Annotated in this window: 22 protein-coding genes and 1 pseudogene; 15 read left to right on the top strand and 8 right to left on the bottom strand. The window is 66.6% G+C overall.

The genetic code is table 11. The features are described 5' to 3' along the window. Positions 1–119: 119 nt before the first annotated feature. Together J8847_RS20455 and J8847_RS20450 are read left to right on the top strand one after the other, a co-directional pair. Positions 120–1,064 (top strand): DapH/DapD/GlmU-related protein, encoded by a 945-nt coding sequence (locus J8847_RS20455; RefSeq protein WP_211526554.1) that lies wholly within the window; start codon positions 120–122, stop codon positions 1,062–1,064. Further along, positions 1,061–1,621: a hypothetical protein gene (locus tag J8847_RS20450; protein ID WP_211526553.1), complete on the top strand. Its 561-nt coding sequence runs from the start codon at positions 1,061–1,063 to the stop codon at positions 1,619–1,621. The genes J8847_RS20455 and J8847_RS20450 overlap by 4 nt, the downstream gene beginning before the upstream one ends. 52 nt (positions 1,622–1,673) lie before the next feature. Here J8847_RS20450 and dusA read toward each other — a convergent pair whose 3' ends face one another. Then, positions 1,674–2,663, bottom strand: a complete 990-nt coding sequence (dusA, locus tag J8847_RS20445) for a tRNA dihydrouridine(20/20a) synthase DusA (protein WP_211526552.1) — start codon at positions 2,661–2,663, stop codon at positions 1,674–1,676. A gap of 381 nt (positions 2,664–3,044) precedes the next feature. Here dusA and J8847_RS20440 point away from each other — a divergent pair, with 381 nt between their 5' ends. The 5 genes and pseudogenes from J8847_RS20440 (at position 3,045) to J8847_RS20420 (ending at position 9,909) form a co-directional block, all read left to right on the top strand. Further along, a complete protein-coding gene (locus J8847_RS20440; RefSeq protein WP_211526551.1) occupies positions 3,045–5,219 on the top strand; it encodes a tetratricopeptide repeat protein in 2,175 nt (724 codons plus the stop codon). Beyond that, a complete protein-coding gene (locus tag J8847_RS20435; RefSeq protein WP_211526550.1) occupies positions 5,216–6,391 on the top strand; it encodes a DegT/DnrJ/EryC1/StrS aminotransferase family protein in 1,176 nt (391 codons plus the stop codon). The genes J8847_RS20440 and J8847_RS20435 overlap by 4 nt, the downstream gene beginning before the upstream one ends. Before the next feature lie 257 nt (positions 6,392–6,648). Further along, positions 6,649–7,814, top strand: a pseudogene (gene lldD / locus J8847_RS24535) (FMN-dependent L-lactate dehydrogenase LldD). Positions 7,815–8,080: 266 nt separating this feature from the next. Then, the gene (locus tag J8847_RS20425; RefSeq protein ID WP_211526549.1) at positions 8,081–8,935 is read left to right on the top strand and encodes a flagellin; all 855 of its coding nucleotides are present in this window, start codon (positions 8,081–8,083) and stop codon (positions 8,933–8,935) included. Positions 8,936–9,027: 92 nt separating this feature from the next. Next, positions 9,028–9,909: a hypothetical protein gene (locus J8847_RS20420; RefSeq protein WP_211526548.1), complete on the top strand. Its 882-nt coding sequence runs from the start codon at positions 9,028–9,030 to the stop codon at positions 9,907–9,909. 39 nt (positions 9,910–9,948) lie between these two features. Here the strand turns inward: J8847_RS20420 and J8847_RS20415 are convergent, their stop codons facing one another. From J8847_RS20415 to J8847_RS20385, 7 genes are read right to left on the bottom strand one after another with little or no spacing between them, the layout of a single operon-like run. Next, positions 9,949–12,042 carry a flagellar biosynthesis protein FlhA gene (locus tag J8847_RS20415; protein ID WP_211526547.1) on the bottom strand — a complete coding sequence of 698 codons (2,094 nt, stop codon included), beginning with the start codon at positions 12,040–12,042 and terminating at the stop codon, positions 9,949–9,951. Then, positions 12,039–13,178 (bottom strand): flagellar type III secretion system protein FlhB, encoded by a 1,140-nt coding sequence (gene flhB / locus J8847_RS20410; RefSeq protein WP_211526546.1) that lies wholly within the window; start codon positions 13,176–13,178, stop codon positions 12,039–12,041. The genes J8847_RS20415 and flhB overlap by 4 nt, the downstream gene beginning before the upstream one ends. Then, entirely contained in the window at positions 13,168–13,947 is a 780-nt protein-coding gene (gene fliR / locus J8847_RS20405) for a flagellar biosynthetic protein FliR (RefSeq protein ID WP_211526545.1), read from the bottom strand. The genes flhB and fliR overlap by 11 nt, the downstream gene beginning before the upstream one ends. 6 nt (positions 13,948–13,953) lie before the next feature. Continuing rightward, positions 13,954–14,223, bottom strand: a complete 270-nt coding sequence (gene fliQ, locus J8847_RS20400; RefSeq protein ID WP_211526544.1) for a flagellar biosynthesis protein FliQ — start codon at positions 14,221–14,223, stop codon at positions 13,954–13,956. Between the two features lie 19 nt (positions 14,224–14,242). Continuing rightward, a complete protein-coding gene (fliP, locus tag J8847_RS20395) occupies positions 14,243–15,019 on the bottom strand; it encodes a flagellar type III secretion system pore protein FliP (RefSeq protein ID WP_229513081.1) in 777 nt (258 codons plus the stop codon). After that, positions 15,016–15,375, bottom strand: a complete 360-nt coding sequence (locus J8847_RS20390) for a FliM/FliN family flagellar motor switch protein (RefSeq protein ID WP_211526543.1) — start codon at positions 15,373–15,375, stop codon at positions 15,016–15,018. The genes fliP and J8847_RS20390 overlap by 4 nt, the downstream gene beginning before the upstream one ends. Further along, complete coding sequence (locus J8847_RS20385; protein ID WP_211526542.1) at positions 15,376–16,245, bottom strand: FliM/FliN family flagellar motor C-terminal domain-containing protein; 870 nt, start codon at positions 16,243–16,245, stop codon at positions 15,376–15,378. Between the two features lie 319 nt (positions 16,246–16,564). Between J8847_RS20385 and J8847_RS20380 the strand changes: the two genes are divergently transcribed. The 8 genes from J8847_RS20380 to fliS are packed head-to-tail and all read left to right on the top strand — an operon-like array spanning position 16,565 to position 24,002. Continuing rightward, complete coding sequence (locus J8847_RS20380; protein WP_211526541.1) at positions 16,565–16,912, top strand: flagellar hook-basal body complex protein FliE; 348 nt, start codon at positions 16,565–16,567, stop codon at positions 16,910–16,912. 26 nt (positions 16,913–16,938) lie between these two features. After that, on the top strand, positions 16,939–18,678 hold the full coding sequence (gene fliF / locus J8847_RS20375) for a flagellar basal-body MS-ring/collar protein FliF (protein WP_211526540.1): 1,740 nt from the start codon (positions 16,939–16,941) through the stop codon (positions 18,676–18,678). After that, entirely contained in the window at positions 18,662–19,687 is a 1,026-nt protein-coding gene (locus tag J8847_RS20370) for a FliG C-terminal domain-containing protein (protein ID WP_211526539.1), read from the top strand. Before fliF ends, J8847_RS20370 begins: the two co-directional genes overlap by 17 nt. Then, the gene (gene fliH, locus J8847_RS20365) at positions 19,684–20,379 is read left to right on the top strand and encodes a flagellar assembly protein FliH (protein WP_211526538.1); all 696 of its coding nucleotides are present in this window, start codon (positions 19,684–19,686) and stop codon (positions 20,377–20,379) included. Before J8847_RS20370 ends, fliH begins: the two co-directional genes overlap by 4 nt. After that, complete coding sequence (gene fliI / locus J8847_RS20360; protein WP_211526537.1) at positions 20,376–21,692, top strand: flagellar protein export ATPase FliI; 1,317 nt, start codon at positions 20,376–20,378, stop codon at positions 21,690–21,692. Before fliH ends, fliI begins: the two co-directional genes overlap by 4 nt. Then, positions 21,689–22,132, top strand: coding sequence for a flagellar FliJ family protein (locus J8847_RS20355; protein ID WP_211526536.1), 444 nt, complete (start codon positions 21,689–21,691; stop codon positions 22,130–22,132). The genes fliI and J8847_RS20355 overlap by 4 nt, the downstream gene beginning before the upstream one ends. A 47-nt stretch (positions 22,133–22,179) precedes the next feature. After that, positions 22,180–23,601 (top strand): flagellar filament capping protein FliD, encoded by a 1,422-nt coding sequence (fliD, locus tag J8847_RS20350; protein ID WP_211526535.1) that lies wholly within the window; start codon positions 22,180–22,182, stop codon positions 23,599–23,601. 11 nt (positions 23,602–23,612) lie between these two features. Further along, entirely contained in the window at positions 23,613–24,002 is a 390-nt protein-coding gene (gene fliS, locus J8847_RS20345) for a flagellar export chaperone FliS (RefSeq protein WP_211526534.1), read from the top strand. Positions 24,003–24,059: the final 57 nt, after the last annotated feature.

The raw sequence follows: 24,059 nt of genomic DNA, 5'->3' as shown, positions 1-24,059 counted from the left end.
CAAGCCTCAAGCATGAGCGCGCCCCCGTGAAAAGTTGACAAATGGAAACTCGTGATGCAACGTAGCCGGATGTCACCGGGCTTCCCGCTGTCCACCACTACCGCCGAGGAATGAACGCGATGGAATCCTTCACCACCACGCATATCAAGACGAGCTTGACTGCGCTGGGCATCCCTTTCGAGTCGAACGAGGTCGAGCTCGATCATCTCCGTTTCAAGAGTTTCAGGCGGATCGAACCGCACGGTATTTATTACGCCGAGGGACGCAGCCATGCCGGGATCAGGGAATCCCTGGTCCTGTGCACCGACACCGAAGGCTTCGACGCCTCGAACTGCCTGATCCGGCTCAGCCACCCGCAGCTGGCCTTCTACAAGCTGATGCGCCATTTCCACGGCAAGGAAGGCAGCGCGGGCGTGCATCCCAGCGCCATCGTCGATCCCGATGCCGTGATCGCCCCCGGCGTCGAGATCGGCCCCTATTGCGTGATCGGCAAGGCGGAACTGCACGCCGGGGTCAAGCTGAGTTCCCACGTCGTCATCGCCGACAACTGCATCCTGGGCGAGAACACGGTGGTCGAACCGCATTCGACCATTGGCGCCAGCGGCGTGGCTTGGGTCTGGGATGTCGAGACGGGCGAGCGCGTCGTCCAGCCCCAGATCGGCGGCGTGGTGATCGGCAAGAACTGCTTCCTGGGCAGCGACGTCTCGATCGTGCGCGGCTCGGTGAACGAAGACACCCTGGTCGGCGACGGGACCGTCATCGCGCACGGCACCAAGGTCGGCCACGGCTGCACGATCGGCGCCCACAATCACTTTGCCAACAACGTCAGCCTGGCAGGCAACGTCAGCACGGGCGAGCGCTGCTTCTTCGGCTCGGCCGCGGTAGTCAGGCCGATGATCAGCCTGGCCGCGGACACGACCGTCGGCGCGGGCGCGGTGGTGGTCAGCAGTGTCGACGTGCCGCACCAGCTCCTGATGGGCGTGCCGGCACGCAGCACGGAACCCGCGAAGGACAAGCTGAGCGGCGTGCCGAAGAAAAACTCGAACAGGACGGAACAACCATGAACGCTCACAACCTGAACAGCATCTCCCCCAGCGCCAGGATCGCCGAAGGCGTCGCCATCGGCCGCTTCGTCATCATCGAGGACCAGGTCGAGATCGCGGCCGGCTGCGTGATCGAGGATTTCGCGCTCATCCAGGCCGGCTCGACGATCGGCCCGAACACGAAAGTGGGGACGTATTGCAAGGTAGGAAAGAAAGTCACGATCGGCAGCAACTGCTCGTTCACGGCCTATTGCGAAATCCGCGATGGTTGCGTGCTCGGCAACAAGGTCTCGATGGGCAGCAGGTGCACGCTTTCGGCCGGCACCATCGTCGAGGACGAAGTCATCATGAAATATGCGTTCGTCGTGACCGACACGCCAGTGCTCAGCAAGAACAACGAGAAGGTGGTGGGACGACTGAAGCGGGGATCGAAGTTCGGGGCCAGCGTGGTGATCATGCCGGGCGTGACCATCGGCGCCAACGCGGAAATCGGGGCCTGCTCGCAGGTGCGGCACGATGTGCCCGACAACGAGGTCTGGTTCGGCACGCCCGCGAAGTTCTACCGCAAGAGCGCCTAGCGCGCCCTGCCCCGCCGCGGCCGCGGCCGCCGCAGGGCAGAACGGAACAGGATCAGGCGCGCGCGTCCACCAGCGCCGCCGCCTCGAGCAGCAGGCGCGGATCGCCCGATGCCAATTTCTTAGGATCCGACAGCAGCTGGCGGAAGGCGCGCGCGCCGGGCAGGCCGGCCATCAGGCCAAGCATGTGGCGCGTGACGCTGTTCAGGCGCATTCCCTGGGCGCCATGCTGAGCGAGCTGGGCCGCCGTATAGGCCACCATGGCTTCCAGCACTTCCGCGCGCGACCTGGCTTCAGACGCTTCGCCGTAAAAGCGCTGGTCCCAGTGCGCCATCACATAGGGGTTGTGGTAGGCCTCGCGGCCGAGCATGACACCGTCCACGTGCTCCAGGTGCAGGGCGATTTCCTCGTCGGTCTTGACGCCGCCGTTGATGATGATCTCGAGCTCGGGGAATTCGCGTTTCAGCTGGTAAGCCACCTCGTACTTCAGCGGCGGAATCTCGCGGTTTTCCTTGGGCGACAGGCCTTTCAGAATCGCGTTGCGGGCGTGGACGATGAAGGTCTGGCAGCCTGCCTCGGCGATGGTACCGACGAAATCGCGCACGAAGCCATAGTCCTCGTTCTTGTCGATGCCGATCCGGTGCTTGACCGTGACGTCGATCGAGACCGCGTCGCGCATCGCCTTCACGCAATCGGCCACCAGCTGCGGCTCGGACATCAGGCAGGCGCCGAAGGCGCCCTTCTGCACGCGCTCGGACGGGCAGCCGCAGTTCAGGTTGACTTCGTCGTAGCCGTAGTCCTGGCCCAGCTTGGCGCTCTTCGCCAGGTCGGCCGGGTCGCTGCCGCCCAGCTGCAGGGCGACCGGGTGTTCCAGGTCGTCATAGCGCAGGTGGCGCTCGACGTCGCCGTAGACCAGGGCGCCGGTGGTCACCATCTCGGTGTACAGCCAGGTATGACGGGTAATCTGGCGGTGGAACACGCGGCAGTGGCGGTCGGTCCAGTCCATCATGGGTGCTACGCTGAGTGTTCGCTTTCCATACTTCATTGATTACCTGCTAAGCCTTGTTCGGGAATTCGGGGTCCGGCGTCCGGCGCTCGCGATCGGACTTTTGCAAAATTAATTTGCCGCAATGCAGAGCTTCCCGCAGTGGCGGGATGATTGCAGGAGTCGGTGGATCGATGCGAAGTGGCGAGGACTGGCGCGGAAAGCGAGATCTTACCTGAAAAGGCGGCACGGGCTGATACCAAAAAGAAAATGCATCGCTACAGATTGCAAACTTTCAGTTGCGTCTGCACGACAAAAATTTCCCTGAGGCACATACGGCGAGTACAATTCCTCGATCTCCTTTTCGCGACGAACCATGAACGCGATGCGCTCTCCGGCAGCCCGGCTGCCCCACCAACTCTTCTCCGCCAGGACGGCTTCATGACCGACAAGCTTGCCGCGCAAATCGACCACCACCGCCGCGCGATCCGCGCCAACCCGCGCGACGCCCGCGCCCATGCCATGCTCGGCCTGGCGCTGCTCAAGCGCGACCGGCTCCAGGACGGGGTCGCCAGCCTGCAGCGCGCGCTCGAACTCCAGCCCGGCCTGGCCGACCTGCACCCGGTGCTGGCCGGCGGCCTGAGCGCGCTTGGCCAGCATGAAGCCGCGGCCGGCAGCTACCGCCGCGCGCTGCAGTTCCAGGCCCAGGATGCGGCCCTGCACAAGGGCCTGAGCGTCGTGCTGCGCGAGCTGAAGCAGTTCGACGCGGCCCTGGCCAGCGCCCGCCGCGCGGCCGAGCTGCGCCCGAACGACGCCGAGATGCTGCTGTGCGTGGCGGCCGCCGAGAACGGCCTGGGCGATGTCGATGCCACCGCCGCCACCTTGCGCCGCGTGTGCGAACTCGCGCCCGGCCATGTCGACGCCACCTATGACCTGGGCACCACCCTGATGCGCCTGAAGCAGTTCGAGGAAGCGGCCGCTTGCTTCCGCCGCCTGCAGGAACTCAAGCCGGACCACCAGGAAGGCGCGCTGCGCCTTGGCTTCTGCCTGCTCGAACTGAAGCAGCTCGAGGCGGCCGAGCTCAGCTACCGCCAGGCCCTGGCGCTGGCGCCCGACCACCCGGCCGCGCTGCGCGAACTGGCCCTGGTGCTGAAAAAACTCCAGCGCCCGGAAGAAGCCTTCACCTTGCTGGAGCGCGTCCTCGCGCTCAATCCCGACGACGCCGACGCCCAGCGCTACATGTCGACCGTGTGCTTCGACCTGAACGACTGGCGCCAGGGCCTGCACTGGGGGCATCTTGCGCTCGCCCACAGCGCGGAGCCGGCGAGCACGCACAGCGCCATGCTGTTCATGCTGAGCCATGCCTGCAACGATCCCGAGGTGCTGTTCACCGAACACCGCAAGTTCGCCGAACGCTGGGAAACGCCCTGCCTGCCGCAGTGGACCCCGCATGCCAACGACCGCCATCCGCAGCGCAGCTTGCAGGTCGGCTTCGTGTCGGGCGACTTCTTCAACCACGCGGTCGCTTCCTTCATCGAGCCCATCCTCGACGTGCTCAAGCACAGCAACCAGGTCTGCCTGCACGCCTATTCGAACTCGCGCAAGGAAGACAACCACACCCAGCGCCTGCGCGGCCATTTCGCCCACTGGCACCTGATCGCCGGCCTGGACGACGACACGGTCGAGCGCCAGATCCGGGCGGACGGCATCGATATCCTGATCGACCTGTCCGGCCATACCGCGAACAACCGCCTGACCCTGCTCGCCCGCAAGCCGGCGCCCATCCAGGCGACCTGGATCGGCTACGCCTGCACGACCGGCATGCAGGCCATCGACTATTTCCTTGCCGACCAGTTCCTGCGCCCGAAGGGCCGTTTCGACGACCAGTTCACCGAACAGATCGTGCGCATGCCGCTGGCCATGCCCTTCGCGCCGGACCCGCACGCACCCGCGGTGAACGAGCTGCCGGCGCTGGCCAACGGCTACCTGACCTTCGGCAGCTTCCACCGTGCGAACAAACTCGGCCGTGAAGTGATCGCCCACTGGGCCCACCTGCTGCGCTCGGTGCCCGATTCCAAGCTCCTGCTGGGCGGGATGACGCCGGGCGCGGACACGCGCCTGCTCGCCTGGTTCGAGGAAGAAGGCATCGCGCGCGAGCGCCTGCTGCTGCGTCCGCGCGTCGGCATGGGCGAATACCTCAAGATGCACCATGAGGTGGACGTCTGCCTCAGCCCCTTCCCCTACACCGGCGCGACCACGGTCAGCCATGCACTGTGGATGGGCGTGCCGACCCTGACCACGCTCGGCCCGACCGCCCCCAACCAGGGCGCCGCCTGGGTGCTTGCCCACCTCGGACTGAGCTCCTTCATCGCCGAGGACGCCAAGGCCTATGCGGCCCTGGGCCAATTCCTGGCCACCAACCTCGCCGCGCTGGCCTCGCTGCGCTCCACCATGCGCGAGCGCTTCGCCAACTCCCTGCTCGGCTACCCGGGCGTCACCGCCGCCGGCGTGGAACTGGCGCTGCGCCACATGTGGCAGCGCTGGTGCGCCGGCCAGCCCGCCGCCCCCATCGAGGTCCGGCTCGCCGACCTGTCCAACGAAGAGGAAGCCGCATGAAAACCATCCGCCAAGCCCAGGACCTGGCCATCCACGGCGCCGCGCCGGCCTTCGAACAGCAGCTGCACGTCGGCCGCCCGAATATCGGCGACCGCGAAGCCTTCATGCAGTATGCGGCCGACATCTTCGATCGCCGCTGGCTCAGCAACAATGGCCCGCTGGTGCAGGAACTCGAAGACAAGGTGGCCCGCCACCTGGGCGTGAAGCATTGCGTAGCGATGTGCAACGGCACCATCGCCCTGGAGATCGCGATCCGCGCCCTCGGCCTGGAAGGCGAAGTCATCGTCCCCTCCTACACCTTCGTGGCGACCGCCCATGCCCTGCAGTGGCAAGGCATCACCCCGGTGTTCGCCGACATCGACCCGGCCACCCACAACCTGTCGCCGGCCGCGGTGCGCCGCATGATCACGCCGCGCACCACCGGCATCATCGGCGTGCACCTGTGGGGCCGCGCCGCGCCCGCGGCCGAACTGCAGCAGATCGCCGACGAGCATGGCCTGAAGCTGATGTTCGACGCCGCCCACGCCTTCTCGTGCACCTCGGGCGGCAAGATGATCGGCAGCTTCGGCGCCTGCGAAGTGCTGAGCTTCCACGCCACCAAGTTCTTCAACACCTTCGAAGGCGGCGCGGTCGTCACCAACGACGACGACCTGGCCGCGACCATGCGCCTGATGCGCAATTTCGGTTTCGAAGGCCTGGACCAGGTCAGCCATCCTGGCACCAACGGCAAGATGATCGAGATCGCCGCCGCCATGGGCCTGGCCAACCTGCCGAAGCTGGACGAGGTCATCGCCGCCAACCGCCGCAACTACGAGACCTATGCCGAGGCCCTGCGCGGCATTCCCGGCCTGTCCCTGCTGCGCTACGACGAGAACGAACGCAACAATTACCAGTACGTCGTGCTCGAAGTGGCCGAGGACTGCCCGGCCTCGCGCGACCGCCTGGTCGAGGCCCTGCGCGCCGAGAACATCATGGCGCGGCGCTACTTCTGGCCGGGCTGCCACCGCATGGAGCCCTACCGCTCGCTGTTCCCGCATGCGGGGCTGGTGCTGCCGGCCACCGAGGCCGTCGCCAACCGCGTGGTCGTCCTGCCGACCGGCCAGACCATGGATGCCGAGATGGTCCAGACGGTCGTCCAGGTGATCCGCACCGTGGTCCAGCACGGGGCCTGAAAAGCCCCGCTTTGCGTATGTCTGGAGGAACGCTTGGCTCCTCCAGAATTCACCTGACATCGTCGTGCACGGGTGATATTGCCTGTCTGGCCAGCGCGGACGCGGCCCGAACTTTCGGGCCGGATTCGTGCCCCCTGCCGCCCCTACCTGCCTGCCTGCCAGCCAGTTTGCAAGCAAATAGTGCACTCCGAACTATTAAGCCAAGCAAAGTTCCCCGTAGTGCATACTGATCACCCGACTTTTCCCAGTCTGTTGTCGTGATCATTTCCTCCGCCACCGATTTCCGCGCCGCGGCGCAACGCGTCCTGCCGCCCTTCCTGTTCCATTACATCGACGGGGGCGCCGGCGCGGAGGAGACGATGCGCGCCAACGTCGATGGCCTGCAAGCCGTCAAGCTTCGCCAGCGCGTACTGCGCGGTTCGGAGGCGCTCGACCTGGGCGTCGAGTGGTTCGGCCAGCCTTATGATTTGCCGATCGCGCTCGCCCCGGTCGGGCTGACCGGCATGTACGCGCGGCGCGGCGAAGTGCAGGCCGTGCGGGCCGCGGACCGCCGCAACATTCCCTTCATTCAGTCGACGATGTCGGTGTGCTCGCTGGCCGAAGTCGCGGCCCAGGCCTCCAAGCCGCGGTGGTTCCAGCTCTACGTGCTGAAGGACCGAGGCTTCATGCGCGACGTCATCAAGCGCGCCAGCGATCTGGGCGCTTCGACCCTCGTGTTCACGGTCGACACGCCTTTGCCGGGCGCGCGCTACCGCGACGCGCACAGCGGCATGAGCGGTCCGCATGCCGGTATGCGGCGGATGTTCCAGGCCATGCTGCGTCCGCGCTGGGCGCTCGACGTGGGCCTGTTCGGCCGCCCCCACGATCTCGGCAATATTTCGGCCTACCTCGGCGGCGCCACCGGACTCCAGGACTCATGGGCTGGATCGGCGCGAATTTCGATCCCGGGATCAGCTGGCAGGATCTCCAATGGATCCGTGACGAGTGGAAGGGAAACCTCGTCATCAAGGGCATTCTCGACGAGGAAGATGCGCGCGATGCGCTGGCGTTCGGCGCCGACGGTATCGTCGTGTCGAACCATGGCGGACGGCAGCTCGATGGTGCGCTGTCAACGGCCCGGGCGCTGCCATCGATCGCCGACGCGGTCAAGGGCCGGATGACCGTCTTCGTCGACGGCGGGGTCCGCACCGGCACCGATGTGTTCCGCATGCTCGCGCTGGGCGCCGACGGCGTCCTGATCGGGCGTGCCTTCGTGTACGCCCTGGCGGCCCAAGGGCAGGCCGGGGTCGAACGCCTGCTGGCGATCATGGAGAGGGACATCCGCACGAACATGGTGCTGACCGGCGTGAAGTCTCTACGGGATGTCGGCCCCGATTTGCTTGCCGCATGCGCTACGCCAACCGGTCCGCACACCAGCTCCTGAACCACCCACAGCCCCAAGCGCTCCAAAGCGCCGGTGCGCTGCCGAACCGGCCGACGCCGGCCTTTTCCCCGTGCCGTGAGCAATCCGACAAGACCTGAGCCCGGCGGACCATGCGCGCCAGAGGAAAATGCTGGGCTTTTACATTTTTCGTTTCTTTGAAAAAATTTTTCCATACGGCACTTAATGAACCCGCTCAAGCTGTCGCCTTGTACTGATGAGAGCGCGAAAGCACTCGAGACCCGACCCCCAAATACCAGGAGTTTATAATGCTGAGCCTTCACACCAACAACGCCGCCCTGTCCGCGCAAAACTCGATCAGCCGTACCCAGAATTCGCTGTCGACCTCGATGACCCGCCTGTCGACCGGCTACCGCATCAACTCGGCAATGGACGACGCAGCCGGCCTGCAGATCGCCACCCGCCTGAAAGCACAAAGCTCCGGCATGGCCGTTGCAATGCGCAACACCCAGAATTCGATCTCGATGCTGCAGACCGCCGAAGGCGCGCTCGACGAAGTCACCAACATGCTGGTGCGCATGAAAGACCTGGCCACCCAGGCAGCCGACCAGTCGTCGACCACCGACGACAAGAAAGCAATGCAGGAAGAGTTCAACAACCTCGGCCAGGAACTGGGCAACGTCCTCAAGAACACCAAGTTCGGCGGCGAAACCCTGCTGGTCGGCGGCACCGTTGCCGGCGCCATGACCTTCCAGATCGGCGCAGAAACCGCCGAGACCATGAGCGTCGACCTGACCACCGCCATGTCGGCAATGGAAAGCGCCGTCAGCACCGCGACCGCCAACTACTCGGCCGCTTCGACCGGCGCCAGCGAACTGACCGCTTCGGCCAACGCGACCATCGACCTGCTGAAAACCGCGATCGCCGACGTCGGCACCGTCCGTTCGGGCCTGGGCGCTGCAGCGAACCGCCTGAACCATGTGTACAACAACCTGGCCAACATCAGCACCAACACCAAGAACGCAACCGGCCGCATCATGGACGTCGACTTCGCCAGCGAAAGCGCGAACATGACCTCGAACCAGATGCTGCTGCAAGCCGGCACCGCGATGCTGAAGCAGTCGAACAGCATGTCCTCGATGGTCATGTCCCTGCTGCAGTAATGGCTGCCTCCTGGGCCTAGCTCAGGTTATCATTGAGGGCCAGCCCGCAACGGTTGGCCCTTTTTCTTTGTGGATCCGCTTTTGGAGCCGCTATGTCCAGCATCCCTTCCATCGTCCCCCTTCTTCCCGCGGTCACGCCCTCGCTCCAGGTGGGCGCGGTCGCCGCCGCGGCGCCCGTGGCCCTGACCGCCTTCGAGTCCGGCGACCTGCCCCTGCCCGTCGCGCAGGTGCTGTCCCCGGCGCCGGCGGCGCCTCCCGCGGCCGACGCCGGCCCGGACGGCGCGGCAATGCGGCCGGACCAGGTTTTCATGGCGCGCCAGCTGCATTTCACCCAGGCCGACGGCCCGGCCCTGGCCGCCTCGTGGCGCGCGATGGTGCGCAACTACGGCGCCCAGCTGATGAACCGCGAGCTGCGCGCCCACGCCGGCCAGCTGCCGCCCGCCGTCCTGGTGGCGAACCAGGAAGGGCGCGTGCTGCGCCAGGCCGACAGCGGGCAGCTGCCGGCCGACGCCTGGCGCTTCACGGTGCATGCCGGCGGGCCGCGCGACCAGCATCTGCGCGTCATCCAGGAAGGCGCCGACGCCCCGCCCGGCCGGCGCCGGCGCGCACGCGCGGCGCTGCGCCTGGAGCTCGAACTGGCCGACGGCATGGCGGTGGTGCTGCAAGTGGAGCCGATGCCTGGCGGCGTGGCGCTGGAGCTGTGCGCGCCGGACGCGCCGGCGCTGGCGCGGCTGCGCGAACTGCAGCCGATGCTGGAACAGGCGGTGGCGCGCGCGGGGCTGACGGTGCTGCGCTGGACCTATCGCGACCGGCTGCCGGCCGGGCCGGTGCATGCGCGCATGGCCTCGGGCGACGCGGGCCAGGTGCTGACGCTGCCGGTGTTCCGCGCGGCGGCGGAACTGGCGCTGGTGCTGCCGATGCAGGGCGAGGCTGCGGTGGAAGAAAATTTCACGCAGCTGCCCTTGATGAAATAATATTCCGGCCGGTGTGAAAACCGGCCGGCGCTGTGGGTCTTAACCCACCGTCCCCACGATCGACACATCCCGGTTCTCGGGAATCTCGTTGTACGACAGTACGTGCAGCCCCGGCGCGAACAGGCGCGCGTAGCGGGCCAGCAGCGGGCGCACCTGCGGCAGCACCAGCAGCAGCGGCGGCGTGTGCGCCTGCTTCATCTGCTCGCGCGCCACCGGCATGTTGATCTGCAGCTGGGACAGCAGCTGGGGATCGATCGGGAAGTTGTCCAGCGCCACCTTGCCGCCGCCGTTCTGGCGCGCCTGGTTCAGGGAACCGAGCAGCATGTTCTCCAGTTCGGCCGACAGGTTAAAGGCCGGCATCTCCTTCTTCTTGCCGTACAGGCCGGACACGATCTGGCGGCGCAGCGCGCAGCGCACCTCGGCCGCCAGCAGGATCGGATCCTTGGTGGTTTCCGAGCTGTCCAGCAAGGTGGTGGCGATCACCACGATGTCCTTGAGCGAGACGCTCTCGGCCAGCAGCACGCGGAACACACGCAGCAGCTGGGTGTGGGTCAGCGCCTTGTCCAGCGCGGCGGCCAGCTTGGGCGAGAGCGCGGTCAGGCGCTCCAGGATGGCCGGCACGTCTTCGTGGCGGAACAGCTCGTGCAGGTATTCGCGCACCACCTTCGAGGTGTGGGTCGCGATCGCGCTCGCCACTTCCACCACCTGGTAGCCCAGGCCCAGCGCATGCGCCTTCTGGTCCGGCGTGATCCAGGTGATCGCCATGCCGTAGGCAGGCTCGATGCCCGGGATGCCGTCCAGTTGGCCGTAGACGTTGGGCGACGGGATCGCCATCAGGTGCTCGGGCATGACCTCGGCCTCGGCCACCACGGTGCCCGACAGGCTGATCGAATACTGGGACGGACGCAGGGCCAGGTCGTCGCGCACGCCGATGGCGGGCAGCAGCATGCCCATCTGCTCCGACAGGCTCTGGCGCACGCCCTTGATGCGCTTCGTCAGCGTCTCGCCCTGGGCCTTGTCCAGCATGCCGACCAGCTTGTAGCCGACCGCCACGGTGACCGGCTGGACCACCGGCAGCGCCTGCCAATCCAGTTCCGGCGCGCGCTCGTCGCGCAGGGCCGCTTCGATGGCGGCCACGCCCGCGGTGTCGGGCGCCTTGACGCGCTTGCTCAGCTTCCAGCCGACATAGAACAGCACGCCGGCGAAGATGAAGAAGGTAATGGTCGGCATGCCCGGCACCAGGCCGAGGATGACCATCACGCCGCCGGCCGCGAACAGCACCGCCGGCTGGGCCAGCAGCTGGCCGCCGACCTGGTTCTCGAGGTCGCCCGACTCGCCGATGCGGGTCACCAGGATCGCGGCGGCGGCCGACAGCAGCAGCGCCGGGATCTGGGCCACCAGGCCGTCACCGATGGTCAGCAGCGCATACACGCGGAAGGCTTCGCCCATCGGCAGGCCGTGCATCAGGGCGCCGATCGCGATACCGCCGACCAGGTTGATGATCAGGATCAGGATCGACGCGATGGCGTCGCCGCGCACGAACTTCGAGGCGCCGTCCATGGCGCCGTAGAAGTCGGCCTCGGCCGCCACGTCCTTGCGGCGCTGGGTGGCCTGTTCCTGGTTGATCAGGCCGGCGTTCAGGTCGGCGTCGATCGCCATCTGCTTGCCCGGCAGCGCATCCAGGGTGAAGCGCGCCGACACTTCGGAGATACGTTCCGCGCCCTTGGTCACCACGATGAAGTTGATGATCATCAGGATCACGAACACCACCAGGCCCACCACGAAGTTGCCGCCGATGACGACGTTGGCGAAGGATTCGATCACGTGGCCGGCCGCGTCCGGGCCGTTGTGGCCATTCAGCAGCACTACGCGGGTCGAGGCCACGTTCAGCGCCAGGCGCATCAGGGTGGTGCCCAGGATCACGGTCGGGAAGACCGAGAAGTCGAGCGGCCGCTTGGCCGAGACCGAGACCAGGATCACGATCAGCGCCAGCACGATGTTGAACGTGAACAGCACGTCCAGCAGGATCGGCGGCAGCGGGAGCATGATCATGCCCAGGAGCGCGATCAGGAAGATGGGAGCGGCGAACTTCTGGCGCTTCAGCTCCGAGATGAAGGCGTTGAAGGAATTCATGCGGAAACCTCACTCAGGTGAGATGGCACGGCCACCTCGTTGGGGAACCGTGGGGGCGCGGGGCGCCGGCCTGCACGGAACGCATTCAGTTGTAGGACGTAATTCAGGACCTGCGACACCGCCTGGTACAGCTGGGCGGGAATCTGCTGCTGGACCTGGCTGGTGTTGTAGATCGCGCGCGCCAGCGGCGGCAGCTCGAGCGTCTCGATCCTGTGCTCGCGCGCGATCTGCTTGATGTACAGCGCCATCTCGTCCACGCCCTTGGCCACCACGAAGGGGGCTTCGGCGCGGCTGGTATCGTACTTCAGCGCGACCGCATAGTGTTCCGGGTTGACGATCACCACGTCCGCCGTCGGCACCGTCTTGCGCACGCTGCGGCGCGCCATCTGGTGCTGCAGCTGGCGGATGCGCTGCTTCACCTCGGGCTTGCCTTCGCTGCTCTTGTGCTCTTCCTTCACTTCCTGCTTGCTCATGCGCTGGTTGCGCATGAACAGGAAATACTGGACCGGCACGTCGATCAGGGCGAACACCAGGAACACCGCCACCAGGGCCATCAGCGCGTCGAACATCATGCCGCTGCCGTGCAGCATCGCGTCGCCCAGCGGCATGCGCTGCAGCTCGAGATAGGCCTTCATGCCGGCCCGGCTCACGTACCACAGCACCAGGCCCAGGGCCACCGCTTTCGCCGCCGAGGTCGCGAAGCCGATCCAGTGCTTCTGCGTGAACAGGTTGCCCAGGTTCTTCATGGGGCTCAGGCGGTCGAAGCGCGGCGCCAGGTTCTTGCTCGACACCATCAGGCCGCCCGGCACCACGCTGGCCACCATGATCGCCACCGGCACCGCGGCCAGGGGCAGCACCATCTTCACCAGCAGCAGCAGCGCGCCGGAGAACACCACCGACATCGCGTTCTCGACCGCGCCGGTCTCGCCCAGCGGGGCGTAGACCAGCCGGAACAGGCCGCGGAAGTCTTCCACATAGCCGGGCAGCAGCATCGACAGCAGCTTGAGGCTGATCAGGATGCCGACCGCGGTCGACAGGTCGCGCGAGCGGACGACCTGCCCTTCCTCGCGCGCCTTCTTCAGCTTTTGCTGTGACGGCTTTTCTGTCTTGTCGCCGCCGGTGCCGCTATCGGCCATGGGCAATCCTCATCTGCTCGCCGAGCATCTCGAGCACCTGGTTGGTCATGGAAACGTAATGGTCGGGGATGAAGCGCACCAGCTGCACCAGCATCAGCAGGCCGAAGATGGTCACCAGCGAGAAGCCCAGCGAAAACAAATTCAAGCTGGGCGCCACGCGGTTCAGGAAGCCGAAGCCGACCTGCACCACCATGGTCGAGAACACGATCGGCAGGGCCAGCAGGATCGCCGCCGCGAACACCCAGCCCAGGTTCAGGGCCACCGATTCCAGCAGCATCGGTCCCCAGCCGCCGCCCACCGGCCAGGCCTTGAAGCTCTGGGCCAGCACCGTCATCAGGATCAGGTGGCCGTCGATGGCGAAGAACACCAGCATCGCCACCAGGGCCATCAGGCCGGACACCACGTCGGACACGGCGCCGTTGACCGGATCGTTCATCTGCGCCATCGAGAAGCCGATCTGGCTCGAGGCCAGGAAGCCCAGCATCGAGATCACGGCCATCGCGAACTGCAGGGCCAGGCCGATCACGCCGCCGATCACGGCCTGCTCGAACATGGCCACCACGCCCGCCAGCGAGAACGGATCCGGCATGGCCCCGCCCTTGGTAATCGGCAGCATCAGGAAGGCCAGCACCACCGACAGCAGGGCCTTGACCGGCATCGGCACCGTGGCTTCGCCCAGCACCGGGGCGGTGGCCATCATCGCCATGATGCGGGCGAAGGGCCACCACAGGGCGCCGAGCAGGGGCAGCAGGAAGCTGACCAGTTCCATCGGGGTTCAGGTCACCAGGGTGGCGGCGCGCTGGAATACCGAGATGCAGTAATCCATCAGGGTGGTCGTCATCCAGTGGCCGGCCAGGATCAGGGCCAGCAGGGTCACCAGCAGGCGCGGCAGGAAGCTCAGGGTCTGCTCGTTGATCTGGGTGGCGGCCTGCACCAGCGCCACCACCAGGCCCATGAGCAGGCCAGGGATCACCAGGACCATCACCAGCAGCATCACGAGTTGCAGGGCTTCGACCACCAGGTCGACAGCGATATCGGGACTCATGCGAAGACTCTCTCTATCTCTAATAGCCGTGGATGCTGCCGACCAGGGTATTCACGGTCAGGGTCCAGCCATCGACCAGCACGAACAGCAGCAGCTTGAAGGGCAGCGAAATCACCAGGGGCGACAGCATCATCATGCCCATCGCCATCAGCACCGACGACACCACCAGGTCGATGATCAGGAAGGGAATGAAGAGCATCGCGCCGATCTGGAACGCGGTCTTCAGCTCGGACAGCACGAAGGCCGCCAGTTTCACGGTGAAGCCGCGCTGCTCCGGGGCCAGGTTGGCCGGCTCGCCCGCCAGGCGCGCGACCTGGGCCAGCGAGGTCTTGCTGGTCTGGGCCAGCATGAAGCGCGAGACCGGCACTTCGGCGATCTTCAGGGCCTGCTCCAGGCCGATCTTGTCCTTGTCGTAAGGCAGGAAGGCGTCGCGCCACACGGCTTCGCCCACCGGGCGCATCACCAACAGGGTGAGAATCAGCGCGATGCCGGTAATAATGCGGTTCGGCAGGCCCTGCTGCAGGCCGAGGGCCTGGCGCAGCAGCGACAGGATGATCACGAAGCGGGTGAAGCTCGTCATCATCATGACCATGACGGGCAGCAGCCCGAGCAGGGTCATGAGCACCAGGATCTGCGACTTGACCGTCATCCCCTGGCTGGAACCGGGGATCACCCCGGGCAGCACGTCCTGCTGCTGGGCAGCGGCAGGCAAGGCGCACAGCAGCAGCGCGCCGGCGAGCGGTGCTGCACGGCGCAAAACGCGACGCAACTGCGCGCCGCGGGAGACACCCATCATGACGCCAGCAGGTCCAGGTTCAGGCCGTCGAGATCGACGACCTTGAGGCCATACTGTTCGCCGGCCACCACGACTTCGGCGCGGCCGATCGCAGTGCCGTTCACCTTGATGACCAGCGGCTCGCCGGCCAGGGCGTCGAGCGGGACCACCGAGGACGGGCCGATGGCCATCAGTTCCTGCAGCGAGACGCGGGCCGAGCCCACTTCCAGGGTCAGGGTAACCGGGATGCGCCGCATCATCTGCGGCAGCTGGCGGCCGGCCTTCTTGCCGGCGGCGGCGGTGGCGGCTTCGACACCGTCGAGGTCGTCGATGATGAGGTCCGCGCCAGCCAGTTGCTCGTTGAGATTCATATCCATTTATTCGGCATCTTCAAAAGAGGTTAAACACAACTTCCCTTTGTGTTCGGCCACGGCGGCCGTGAACAGGCGCGATTCATCCAGCAGCACGTCGGCGCGCCCGACCGACACGGGGATCACGTCGCCGACCTGGAGGTCGAACAGCGCCGCGAGCGTGATCTCCTTGCTGACAAGACGGCCGTCGAGCTTGACGTGCAGGCTCGCGGCCAGCGGCTCCTGGGCGCCGCGCGTACTGCGCGCACTGCCCTTCTCCGCCATCAGCCCCTGAAGGACATGGCCCATCAGTTGCTGGTCGAGACCGATCCACAGCAGGCTGTCCTGCTCGGCCTGGGGGGCGCGCAGCGCCACCCGGATCACCCAGCCGGCCTTGCCCGGCGCGGCGGCCGTGCCGACCTGGCCCGGCGGGGTCTCGGCCGGCACCGGGGCGCCCACCGCCGCCATGCCCTCGGCCACGCGGGCGTCGAGCAGCGCGGCCAGCTGCTGGGTCAGGGTCGCCGCCAGGCGTTCCTCGGTGGCGGTGACTCTTTCATTAGCCAGGTCGCGCTGGCCCGCCTGGTTGGGCGCGCGGCGGGCGTAGCGCCCTTCCAGCAGGCCCAGCAGCAGGAAGCGCTCGAAGGCGACGGCGGCCACGCCGAAGCGCCCCGCCACGCCTTGCCAGCGCAGGCCGGCCTGTTCAGGGGCGCGCTCGAACTTGAGTTCAACGAGACGGTAAGCGCCCCAATAGCGGCGCCCGGCCGGCGAGGCCATGGCTTCGCCCAGCGATTCGAACAGGCGGGCGGCGAAGGTCGGCAACAAATGCACGGGCCGGCCCAGCAGGGCCGGATCGATCACTTGATAGTCGCGCGAACGGTCGGGTGGATTGGTCGGCATATGTAATTGTTACGAAGTAACGAGAAATGACGTTTTTTCATTCCCACAGGCAACTATTATACAGGGATATTTGCGTACGACACTTTGAGATTCTCCTTTGATTTCCTACTTGCCCTACGGTAAGATCTCTTCATCGCATCGCAGCAACAAGGGCCCTCTCCTCTACGCACAGAGGTAAATACAGTGTGAGAGGGGCAGAAACAAACGGGCGTTCGTAGATCAAGATTTAACAATTCAGGCCCTCTTCGAGGCTGCGGGACAACAAAATAAGTCACATTTTGTCGTCGTCAAACAACACAGAAACTGCATGGGAACCCAAATGGCTACCGAACTCGCCGGCTTGATCAAAGCCGACCTTGCACAACTGACCAATGAAGCCAACCGTCTCGCGATCCAGCCTGCCGCCGACTTCTCGGCCCAGGGTGCATTTAACAATTCGCAAGGCAGCTTCTCGTTTGCTCAGACCATGAAGGACGCCATCGCAGGCGTCGACGCCGAAGACCGCGCCGCAGGCGAACGCATGGCGGCCGTCGATGCCGGCAAGAGCGACGACCTGGTGGGCGCCATGCTGGCTTCCCAGCAGGCCAGCCTGTCCTTCTCGATGCTGATGCAGGTCCGCAACAAAGTGATGGGCGCAGTCGACGAACTGCTCAAGCTCCCGGTCTGATCTTTTTTCCTTAACGAGACGTTCCAGTGATCTCTACCCTCAAGTCCGCTATCGGCGGCAAGCTCGCGGTTCCCGCGCTGCCGCCGGCGCTGCGCAACAACCTGTCCCTGCTGCTGGGCCTGGCTGTGGCCATCACGGCCGCCGTCATGATGTTCCTGTGGCAAGACCAGGCTGGCTACAAGCCGGTCTTCGGCGCCCGCGAGAAGGTTTCCGCGAGCGACATGATGAGCGTGCTCGAAGCCGAGCAGATTCCCTACCGGGTGCATCCGGAAAGCGGCCAGGTGATGGTCCCGTCCGGCGAGCTGGGCAAGGTGCGCATGCTGCTGGCCGCCAAGGGCGTGACCGCCCAGCTGCCGTCCGGCCTGGAACTGATGGACAAGAACGATCCGCTGGGCGTGTCGCAGTTCGTGCAGGACGTGCGCTTCCGCCGCGGCCTGGAAGGCGAGCTGGCGCAGAGCATCCTGACCATGGACGCCATCGCCTCGGCGCGCGTGCACCTGGCGATCGCCAAGACCAGCGCCTTCGTCACCGGCGCGGGCGACCAGTCCTCGGCCTCGGTCGTGGTGGCGCTGAAACCCGGCCGCAGCCTGTCGAACGAGCAGATCGCGGCCATCGTCAACATGGTCTCGAGCAGCGTCGCCAACCTGGCGCCGACTCGTGTGTCGCTGGTCGACCAGGCCGGCAACTACCTGTCCTCGCGCGTCGACCTGAGCGACGGCTTCGAGGGCGCGGTCCAGGGCGACAGCGCATCCAAGCGCTACACCGACGAGGTGCGCACCAACGTCAACGAACTGCTGGCCCCAGTGCTGGGCGCCAACAACTTCAAGCTCAGCGTCACCGCCGACGTCGACAACGACAAGGTCGAAGAGACCCAGGAAAAATACGGCGAGGCGCCGAAGGTCACCAGCGAAGCGATGCGCGAAGAGATGGAGCGCAACCGCATGGCCCTGGGCGTGCCGGGCACCCTGTCGAACCGTCCGCCGCAGCCGGCCGAAGCCGCGCCGGAAGGCCAGGCCGCCGATCCGGCCGCCGCGGCCGCCGCCGCCGCCAAGCAGGACGACGGCAGCGCGCGCAAGAACGCCACCACCCGCCAGTACGCCTACGACCGCGCGATCACCCAGATCAAGCGCTCGCGCGGCCGCCTCAAGAAGCTGTCGGTGGCGGTGGTGCTGAACAACGCGACCGCGGCCAACCCGAAGCTCGGCTATACCCCGGCCGAACTGGCCAACATCGACAAGATCCTGCGCAGCGGCCTCGGTATCGACGCGGCGCGCGGCGACGTGCTGGCTGTTTCAAGCCTGACATTCCCGGCCGCGCCGGCCGCGCAGGAATGGTGGCAGGAACGCGACAACGTGGTCGACATGACGGGCTGGGCCGTCTATGCTATCGCTGCCCTGCTCGCCTATCTCCTGCTGGCCCGCCCGCTGCTGCGCGCGGTGACCACGCGCCTGGCGCCACAGCCGCCCTTGGCCCCTGCCGCCCCTGCCCTGCCGGGTGGCGCGCCGAACGGCGCTGCCGCCGCACTGCCGGGCAACGACACCGCGCCTGCATTGGCAGGCAACCCCGCCCTGAACGCGCCGCAGCTTGCCGGCGACAAAGGCCCGGGCGCTGTCGTCCCGCTGCTCGAAAACTACGACCTGCCGCCGGCCGGTTCGCCCGTCGACGTCATGGTCGACCATTTGAAAGTCCTCGCCGGCAAAGAGCCTGAGCGCGTTGCCGAAGTCGTCAAACAATGGGTACAGAAAAAACATGGCCGAACTGAATAACTTCGACGGCGCGGAAAGCACCGTTTTGACCCCGGTCGAACAGGCCGCCATCGTGCTGCTGTCGATCGGCGAGGAAGGCGCCGCCGCCGTCCTGCGCTGCCTCGAGCGCGACGAACTGCTGGAGCTGACCCAGGTCATGTCGCGCATGAGCGGCATCAAGGTCGACGCCGTCAAGTCGGCGATCCAGACCTTCTTCGACGACTACCGCCAGCAAAGCGGCCTACACGGCGCGTCGCGCAGCTACCTCAAGCGCTCGCTCGACCTGGCGCTGGGCAGCGACATCGCCAACAGCGTGCTGAACACGATCTACGGCGACGCGATCCGTCCCAAGATGGCGCGCCTGCAGTACGCCTCGCCCAAGTGGCTGGCCGAATTCGTCGCTTCCGAGCACGTGCAGATGCAGGCCGTGTTCCTGGCCTTCCTGCCGCCGGTGCTGGCTTCCCAAATCCTGGAAGCCCTGCCTTCCGACGGCCGCGAACTGGTGCTCCTGAACATGGCGCGCCTGGACGAGATCGACCGCGACGTGCTGTACGAACTGGAAGAGCTGGTCGGCCGCTGCCTGTCGGCGCTCGACACCCAGAGCGCCAGCGTGGAAGGCGTGCGCCAGGTGGCCGAGATCCTCAACCGCCTGCAGGACAACCGCGCCGGCATGGTGGAACTGCTGCGCGCCCACGATCCGGAAGTCGTGTCGCAGATCGAGATGTCGATGTACGACTTCTTCATCCTGTCGCGCCAGACCGAACAGGTCATCACCCGCCTGCTCGACGACGTGCCGCTCGAGCAGTGGGCGATCGCGCTCAAGGGCGCCGAGCCCGCGCTGCGCGACGCCATCCTGACCGCGATGCCGCGCCGCCAGGCGCAGAGCTTCGAAGACCTGATGCGCCGTTCGGGCCCGGTCCCGATGTCGCGCATCGAACAGACCCGCCGTGAAATCATGGTCAGCGTGAAGGCGCTGGCCGACGCCGGCGAAATCGACATCCAGCTGTTTGCCGAGGCAACCGCCGAATGAAGCAATTCCGGCCTTATCACTTCCCGCCGCTGCACCAGTTCACGACGGCGCTGCCGCCGGGCGCATCCAGCCCCGGCAACGGCGCCGGCTCGGCCGAGGAATGGCAGGCCGCGCTGGCCGACGGCTACCGCCAGGGCCAGCGCGAAGGCTATGAAGCGGGCCTGGACCAGGGCCGCGCCGACGGCTATCCGATGGGCCAGTCCGAAGGCCTGCAGCGCGGCATCGAAGAAGGCCGCGCCATGGCGCTCGAGGGGCTGGAACAGATCGCCCGGCCGGTCGACGCCATGCTCAAGGGCCTCAAGAAACTCAAGACCGACCTGCGCGCCGCGCAGCGCAAGGAAGTGGTGGAGCTGGTGGGCAAGATCGCACGCCAGGTGATCCGCGCCGAACTGGCCCTGCAGCCGGTGCAGCTGCTCACCCTGGTGGAGGAAGCGCTGGCCGTGATGCCGCCTTCGCGCGAACAGGTCGAGGTCTTCCTCAATCCGGAAGAACTGCGCCGCGTGCTGGAGCTCGATCCGAAGCGCGCCAAGAAATGGACCCTGCTGCCCGACCCGGCGCTCGAGCCGGGCGAATGCCGCGTGCGTTCGGGCGACCATGAAGTCGACGCCGGCTGCCAGGGCCGCCTCACCGCCGTGATGGACCAGGTGCGCGACCAGCTGCTGGGCGACGAGTCGGAAGAGGAAGACGCATGACCGCCCTCGCCCAACGCCTGCGTTCCGTCGAACTCGGCGCCGTGCCGGTGGCGCTGCCGACCGGCCGCCTGGTCGGCGCCCAGGGACTCCTGCTGGAATCCAGCGGATGCCGCCTTGCTACCGGCCAGCGCTGCCGCATCGAGACCGTCGACGGCGGCTGGCTGGACGCGCAGGTGGTCGGTTTCAAGGAAAAGATCTCCTACCTGATGCCTTTCAAGCAGGCCAAGGGCCTGGTGACCGGCGCGCGCGTGCTCCCGGTCCAGGAAAAGAGCGACCTGATGATCGGTCCCTCGTGGATGGGCCGCATGGTCAACGGCCTGGGCGAGCCGATCGACGGCCTGGGCAAGCTGGGCGGCGACCAGCCCCTGTCGACCACCCCGCCCAAGGTCAACCCGCTGCGCAAGGCCCCGGTCGAGGAAGCGCTCGACGTGGGCGTGCGCGCGATTAACTCCATGCTCACCATCGGCAAGGGCCAGCGCGTCGGCCTGATGGCGGGTTCCGGCGTCGGCAAGTCCGTCCTGCTGGGCCTGATCACGCGCCAGACCGTGGCCGACGTGATCGTGGTCGGCCTGATCGGCGAACGTAACCGCGAGGTGCGCGAATTCGTCGAGAAATCGCTCGGCCCGGAAGGCCTGAAGCGCGCGGTATTGGTCGTGGCCCCGGCCGACGAATCGCCCCTGATGCGCGTGATGGCGACCGAGATGTGCCATTCGATCGCGGCCCACTTCCGCGACCGCGGCCAGAACGTGCTGCTGCTGTGCGATTCGCTGACCCGCTATGCGATGGCGCTGCGCGAAGTGGCCCTGTCGCTGGGCGAGCCGCCGGCCACGCGCGGCTATCCGCCCTCGGTGTTCTCGAACCTGCCGCAGCTGGTCGAATCGGCCGGCAACGGCGAAAACCCGAAGGGCAGCATGAGCGCGATCTACACCGTGCTGGCCGAAGGCGACGACCAGCAGGACCCGGTGGTCGACTCGGCGCGCGCGATCCTGGACGGCCACATCGTCCTGACCCGCGAGCTGGCCGAGCGCGGCCACTATCCGGCGATCGACGTGGCGCAATCGATCTCGCGCTGCATGGCCCAGGTGGTGAGCCCGGAACATTCAGCCGCTTCGCGCAAGCTGAAGGCCGCGATGGCGCGCCATGCGCGCGTGCGCGACCTGATTCCGCTGGGCGCCTACGTGCCGGGCGCGGATCCGGAAACCGACAAGGCGGTGCGCCTGCAGCCGCAGATCGAAGCCTTTCTGTGCCAGGGCACGCGTGAAGAAGCGCCCCTGCCCGGCTGCATCGACCAGCTGAAAGCGATGATGGCATGAGCGGAAACAAGCAACAGATGATCGCCAGCCTCGGGACCATGGTGCAGCTGCGCAGCACCGAAGTCGAGCGCCTGCAGGCCGACCTGGCGAGCCAGGAAGCGACCCGCACCCGCTACCAGAACAACCTGGCACGCCTGGCCTCGCTGGCCGAGGGCAGCGGCCCCTCCGGCGCGCTGGCGCCGGTGCTGGCCCTGAACTGCGGCGCCTACAAGCAGAACGTGCTGGCCATGGCCGACGCCCACAAGGTCGACCTGCAGCTGCACGAAGCGAACATGGCGGTCTCGCAGCGCAAGCTGACCGACGCCTGGACCCGGCGCGAGCTGCTGGGCAAGGTGCTGGAGCAGCAGCAGGCGCTGGCCGCGCGCGACCAGGAACGCGCGATCCGCAAGCGCGAAGACGATATCGCCACCCAGTCATGGATGGCCGGAAGGACGGCCTGAGCCGGACCTGTAGCACCAGCAGCAAGCACGACAACAAGGAGAACGACATGGCAATCAACGCACCGACCTACGATCCGACCAAGACGGCGGCAGCGCTCGCAGAAAAATACGTCTCGGCGCGCCAGCAGATCCTGGACACCCAGACCAAGCAGGCGAACGCCACCGAGTCGGCCCTGACGGAACTGGGCTCCGCCATGCGCGCTTTCCAGAACAGCCTGGCGTCGCTGACCGGCCTGAACAAGACCGTGTTCGCCCAGTCCGCGACCTTCGGCGACACCGCGATCGGCAGCGCCACCGCCAAGTCGACCGCCGCCGCCGGCAGCTATTCCTTCTTCGTGCAGCAGCTGGCCAAGGCCAGCCAGGTGTCCTACTCCGGCCTAGCCGACGATACGCCGGCGACCGGCACCCTGGGCGTGCAGCTGAATGGCGCGACCGCGATCACCATCGACCTGACCGACCCGGCGCTCAACACCGACGGCGTAGCCGGCCTCAGCCCGCGCGAGCTGGCGGCGGCCATCAACGGCGATGCGGAGAACGCCTCGCTGGTGACCGCCTCGGTGATCAACACCGGCACCAGCTTCGAACTGGTCCTGACCGCCAAGTCGACCGGCGCGAACAGCGTGATCTCGCTCGACACCGGCGCCATGGACCCGGCATCCAGCCTGGCGGCCGCCAACACCGCGGTCGCGGATCCGACCGACCCCTATGCGGCCTCCGGCCGCCGCGTGCTCGTGAAAGCCCAGGACGCGATCGTGCGCGTCGGCTCCGAGACCGGCACCGCGATCACCAAGACCAGCAACACCTTCTCCGACGTGATCGACGGCGTCTCGATGACCTTCACCAAGGCCCACGCCAGCGGCGACGCGCCGGTGACCGTGAGCGTCGGGCCCGACAACAGCGGCACCACGGCCAACGTGCAGGCCTTCGTCGACGCCTTCAACAAGCTCAAGGCGACGCTCAACAAGCTGACCGATCCGGGCGACCCGTCCAAGGGCGTGGCGGCCGGCACCTTCGCGCGCGACGGCGGCGTGCGCGCCCTGAACGCCCGCCTCACCGACCTGATGCGCCCGTCCGGCGGCGATTCGCTCGCGGCCTACGGCATCCTGGCCACCAAGCAGGGCACGCTGGAACTGCGCCCGGAGCGCCTGATGCGCCAGCTGGCGGCCAACCCGACCGGCCTGGATACCCTGATCGGCAAGGCGACCGCCTCGACCCCGACCGGCATCGCTGGCGCGCTCGACACTTACCTGAAATCCTGGAGCAACACCGTTGACGGCCAGATCACCCTGCGTAACGAAGCCACGAGCGACCTGAGAAACACCCTGGTCGACCGCCAGGCGACGCTCGACAAGGAATTCGACGCCGCTTACCAGCGCTACCTGATCCAGTTCACTCAACTGCAATCGCTGCAAGGCATCATGAACAACAACTCCTCGTTGTTCGACGCCCTGTTCAGCAAAGACGACTGAAGAGATAAACGATGTCCTATCATGAAGCCTACGGCAGCTATCATGCCGTCGACCTCGACGCGCAGACCTCGCGCGCGTCCCCGGTGGAGCTGGTCCTGCTGCTCACCAACGGCCTGCTCGACGAGCTGGCCCGCGCCCGCGCCCACATCGTGGCCAAGCGCTACGAGCAGAAGGCCGCCAGCATCGACAAATGCGTCGAGATCATCAACGGCCTGTCCAGCTCGCTCGACTTCGACAACGGCGGCGAAACCGTCGCCAACCTGGCGAACATCTACGATTTCTGCGCCCAGCACCTGCAGGGCGCCGGCATCAAGCTCGACCCGGCCATGGTCGACGAGGTGATCCGCATCCTGACCACCATCCGCCAGGGCTGGCAAGGCGTGCAGGACCGCAATGGATAGAACCCGCGCCATCGACGCCCTCGCCGCCGCCCTGACGGACGCCGGCGCTCGCGCCGA

Source organism: Massilia sp. AB1 (assembly GCF_018119385.1).
Classification (GTDB): domain Bacteria; phylum Pseudomonadota; class Gammaproteobacteria; order Burkholderiales; family Burkholderiaceae_D; genus Telluria.
The sequence above is the reverse complement of the archived record's forward strand: the minus strand, read 5'-3'. Positions and strand labels throughout refer to the sequence as shown.

Bases quoted from the DNA above. Each gene is read 5' to 3' on its own strand.
- J8847_RS20450 (WP_211526553.1), top strand. From the start codon at position 1,061: ATGAACGCTCACAACCTGAACAGCATCTCCCCCAGCGCCAGGATCGCC.
- J8847_RS20415 (WP_211526547.1), bottom strand. From the start codon at position 12,042: ATGAATTCCTTCAACGCCTTCATCTCGGAGCTGAAGCGCCAGAAGTTC.
- J8847_RS20390 (WP_211526543.1), bottom strand. From the start codon at position 15,375: ATGGATATGAATCTCAACGAGCAACTGGCTGGCGCGGACCTCATCATC.
- J8847_RS20385 (WP_211526542.1), bottom strand. From the start codon at position 16,245: ATGCCGACCAATCCACCCGACCGTTCGCGCGACTATCAAGTGATCGAT.
- J8847_RS20455 (WP_211526554.1), top strand. From the start codon at position 120: ATGGAATCCTTCACCACCACGCATATCAAGACGAGCTTGACTGCGCTG.
- fliI (WP_211526537.1), top strand. From the start codon at position 20,376: ATGACCGCCCTCGCCCAACGCCTGCGTTCCGTCGAACTCGGCGCCGTG.
- fliS (WP_211526534.1), top strand. From the start codon at position 23,613: ATGTCCTATCATGAAGCCTACGGCAGCTATCATGCCGTCGACCTCGAC.
- J8847_RS20440 (WP_211526551.1), top strand. From the start codon at position 3,045: ATGACCGACAAGCTTGCCGCGCAAATCGACCACCACCGCCGCGCGATC.
- J8847_RS20425 (WP_211526549.1), top strand. From the start codon at position 8,081: ATGCTGAGCCTTCACACCAACAACGCCGCCCTGTCCGCGCAAAACTCG.
- J8847_RS20435 (WP_211526550.1), top strand. From the start codon at position 5,216: ATGAAAACCATCCGCCAAGCCCAGGACCTGGCCATCCACGGCGCCGCG.
- flhB (WP_211526546.1), bottom strand. From the start codon at position 13,178: ATGGCCGATAGCGGCACCGGCGGCGACAAGACAGAAAAGCCGTCACAG.
- fliH (WP_211526538.1), top strand. From the start codon at position 19,684: ATGAAGCAATTCCGGCCTTATCACTTCCCGCCGCTGCACCAGTTCACG.
- fliQ (WP_211526544.1), bottom strand. From the start codon at position 14,223: ATGAGTCCCGATATCGCTGTCGACCTGGTGGTCGAAGCCCTGCAACTC.
- J8847_RS20380 (WP_211526541.1), top strand. From the start codon at position 16,565: ATGGCTACCGAACTCGCCGGCTTGATCAAAGCCGACCTTGCACAACTG.
- fliD (WP_211526535.1), top strand. From the start codon at position 22,180: ATGGCAATCAACGCACCGACCTACGATCCGACCAAGACGGCGGCAGCG.
- J8847_RS20420 (WP_211526548.1), top strand. From the start codon at position 9,028: ATGTCCAGCATCCCTTCCATCGTCCCCCTTCTTCCCGCGGTCACGCCC.
- J8847_RS20355 (WP_211526536.1), top strand. From the start codon at position 21,689: ATGAGCGGAAACAAGCAACAGATGATCGCCAGCCTCGGGACCATGGTG.
- fliR (WP_211526545.1), bottom strand. From the start codon at position 13,947: ATGGAACTGGTCAGCTTCCTGCTGCCCCTGCTCGGCGCCCTGTGGTGG.
- dusA (WP_211526552.1), bottom strand. From the start codon at position 2,663: ATGAAGTATGGAAAGCGAACACTCAGCGTAGCACCCATGATGGACTGG.
- J8847_RS20370 (WP_211526539.1), top strand. From the start codon at position 18,662: ATGGCCGAACTGAATAACTTCGACGGCGCGGAAAGCACCGTTTTGACC.
- fliP (WP_229513081.1), bottom strand. From the start codon at position 15,019: ATGATGGGTGTCTCCCGCGGCGCGCAGTTGCGTCGCGTTTTGCGCCGT.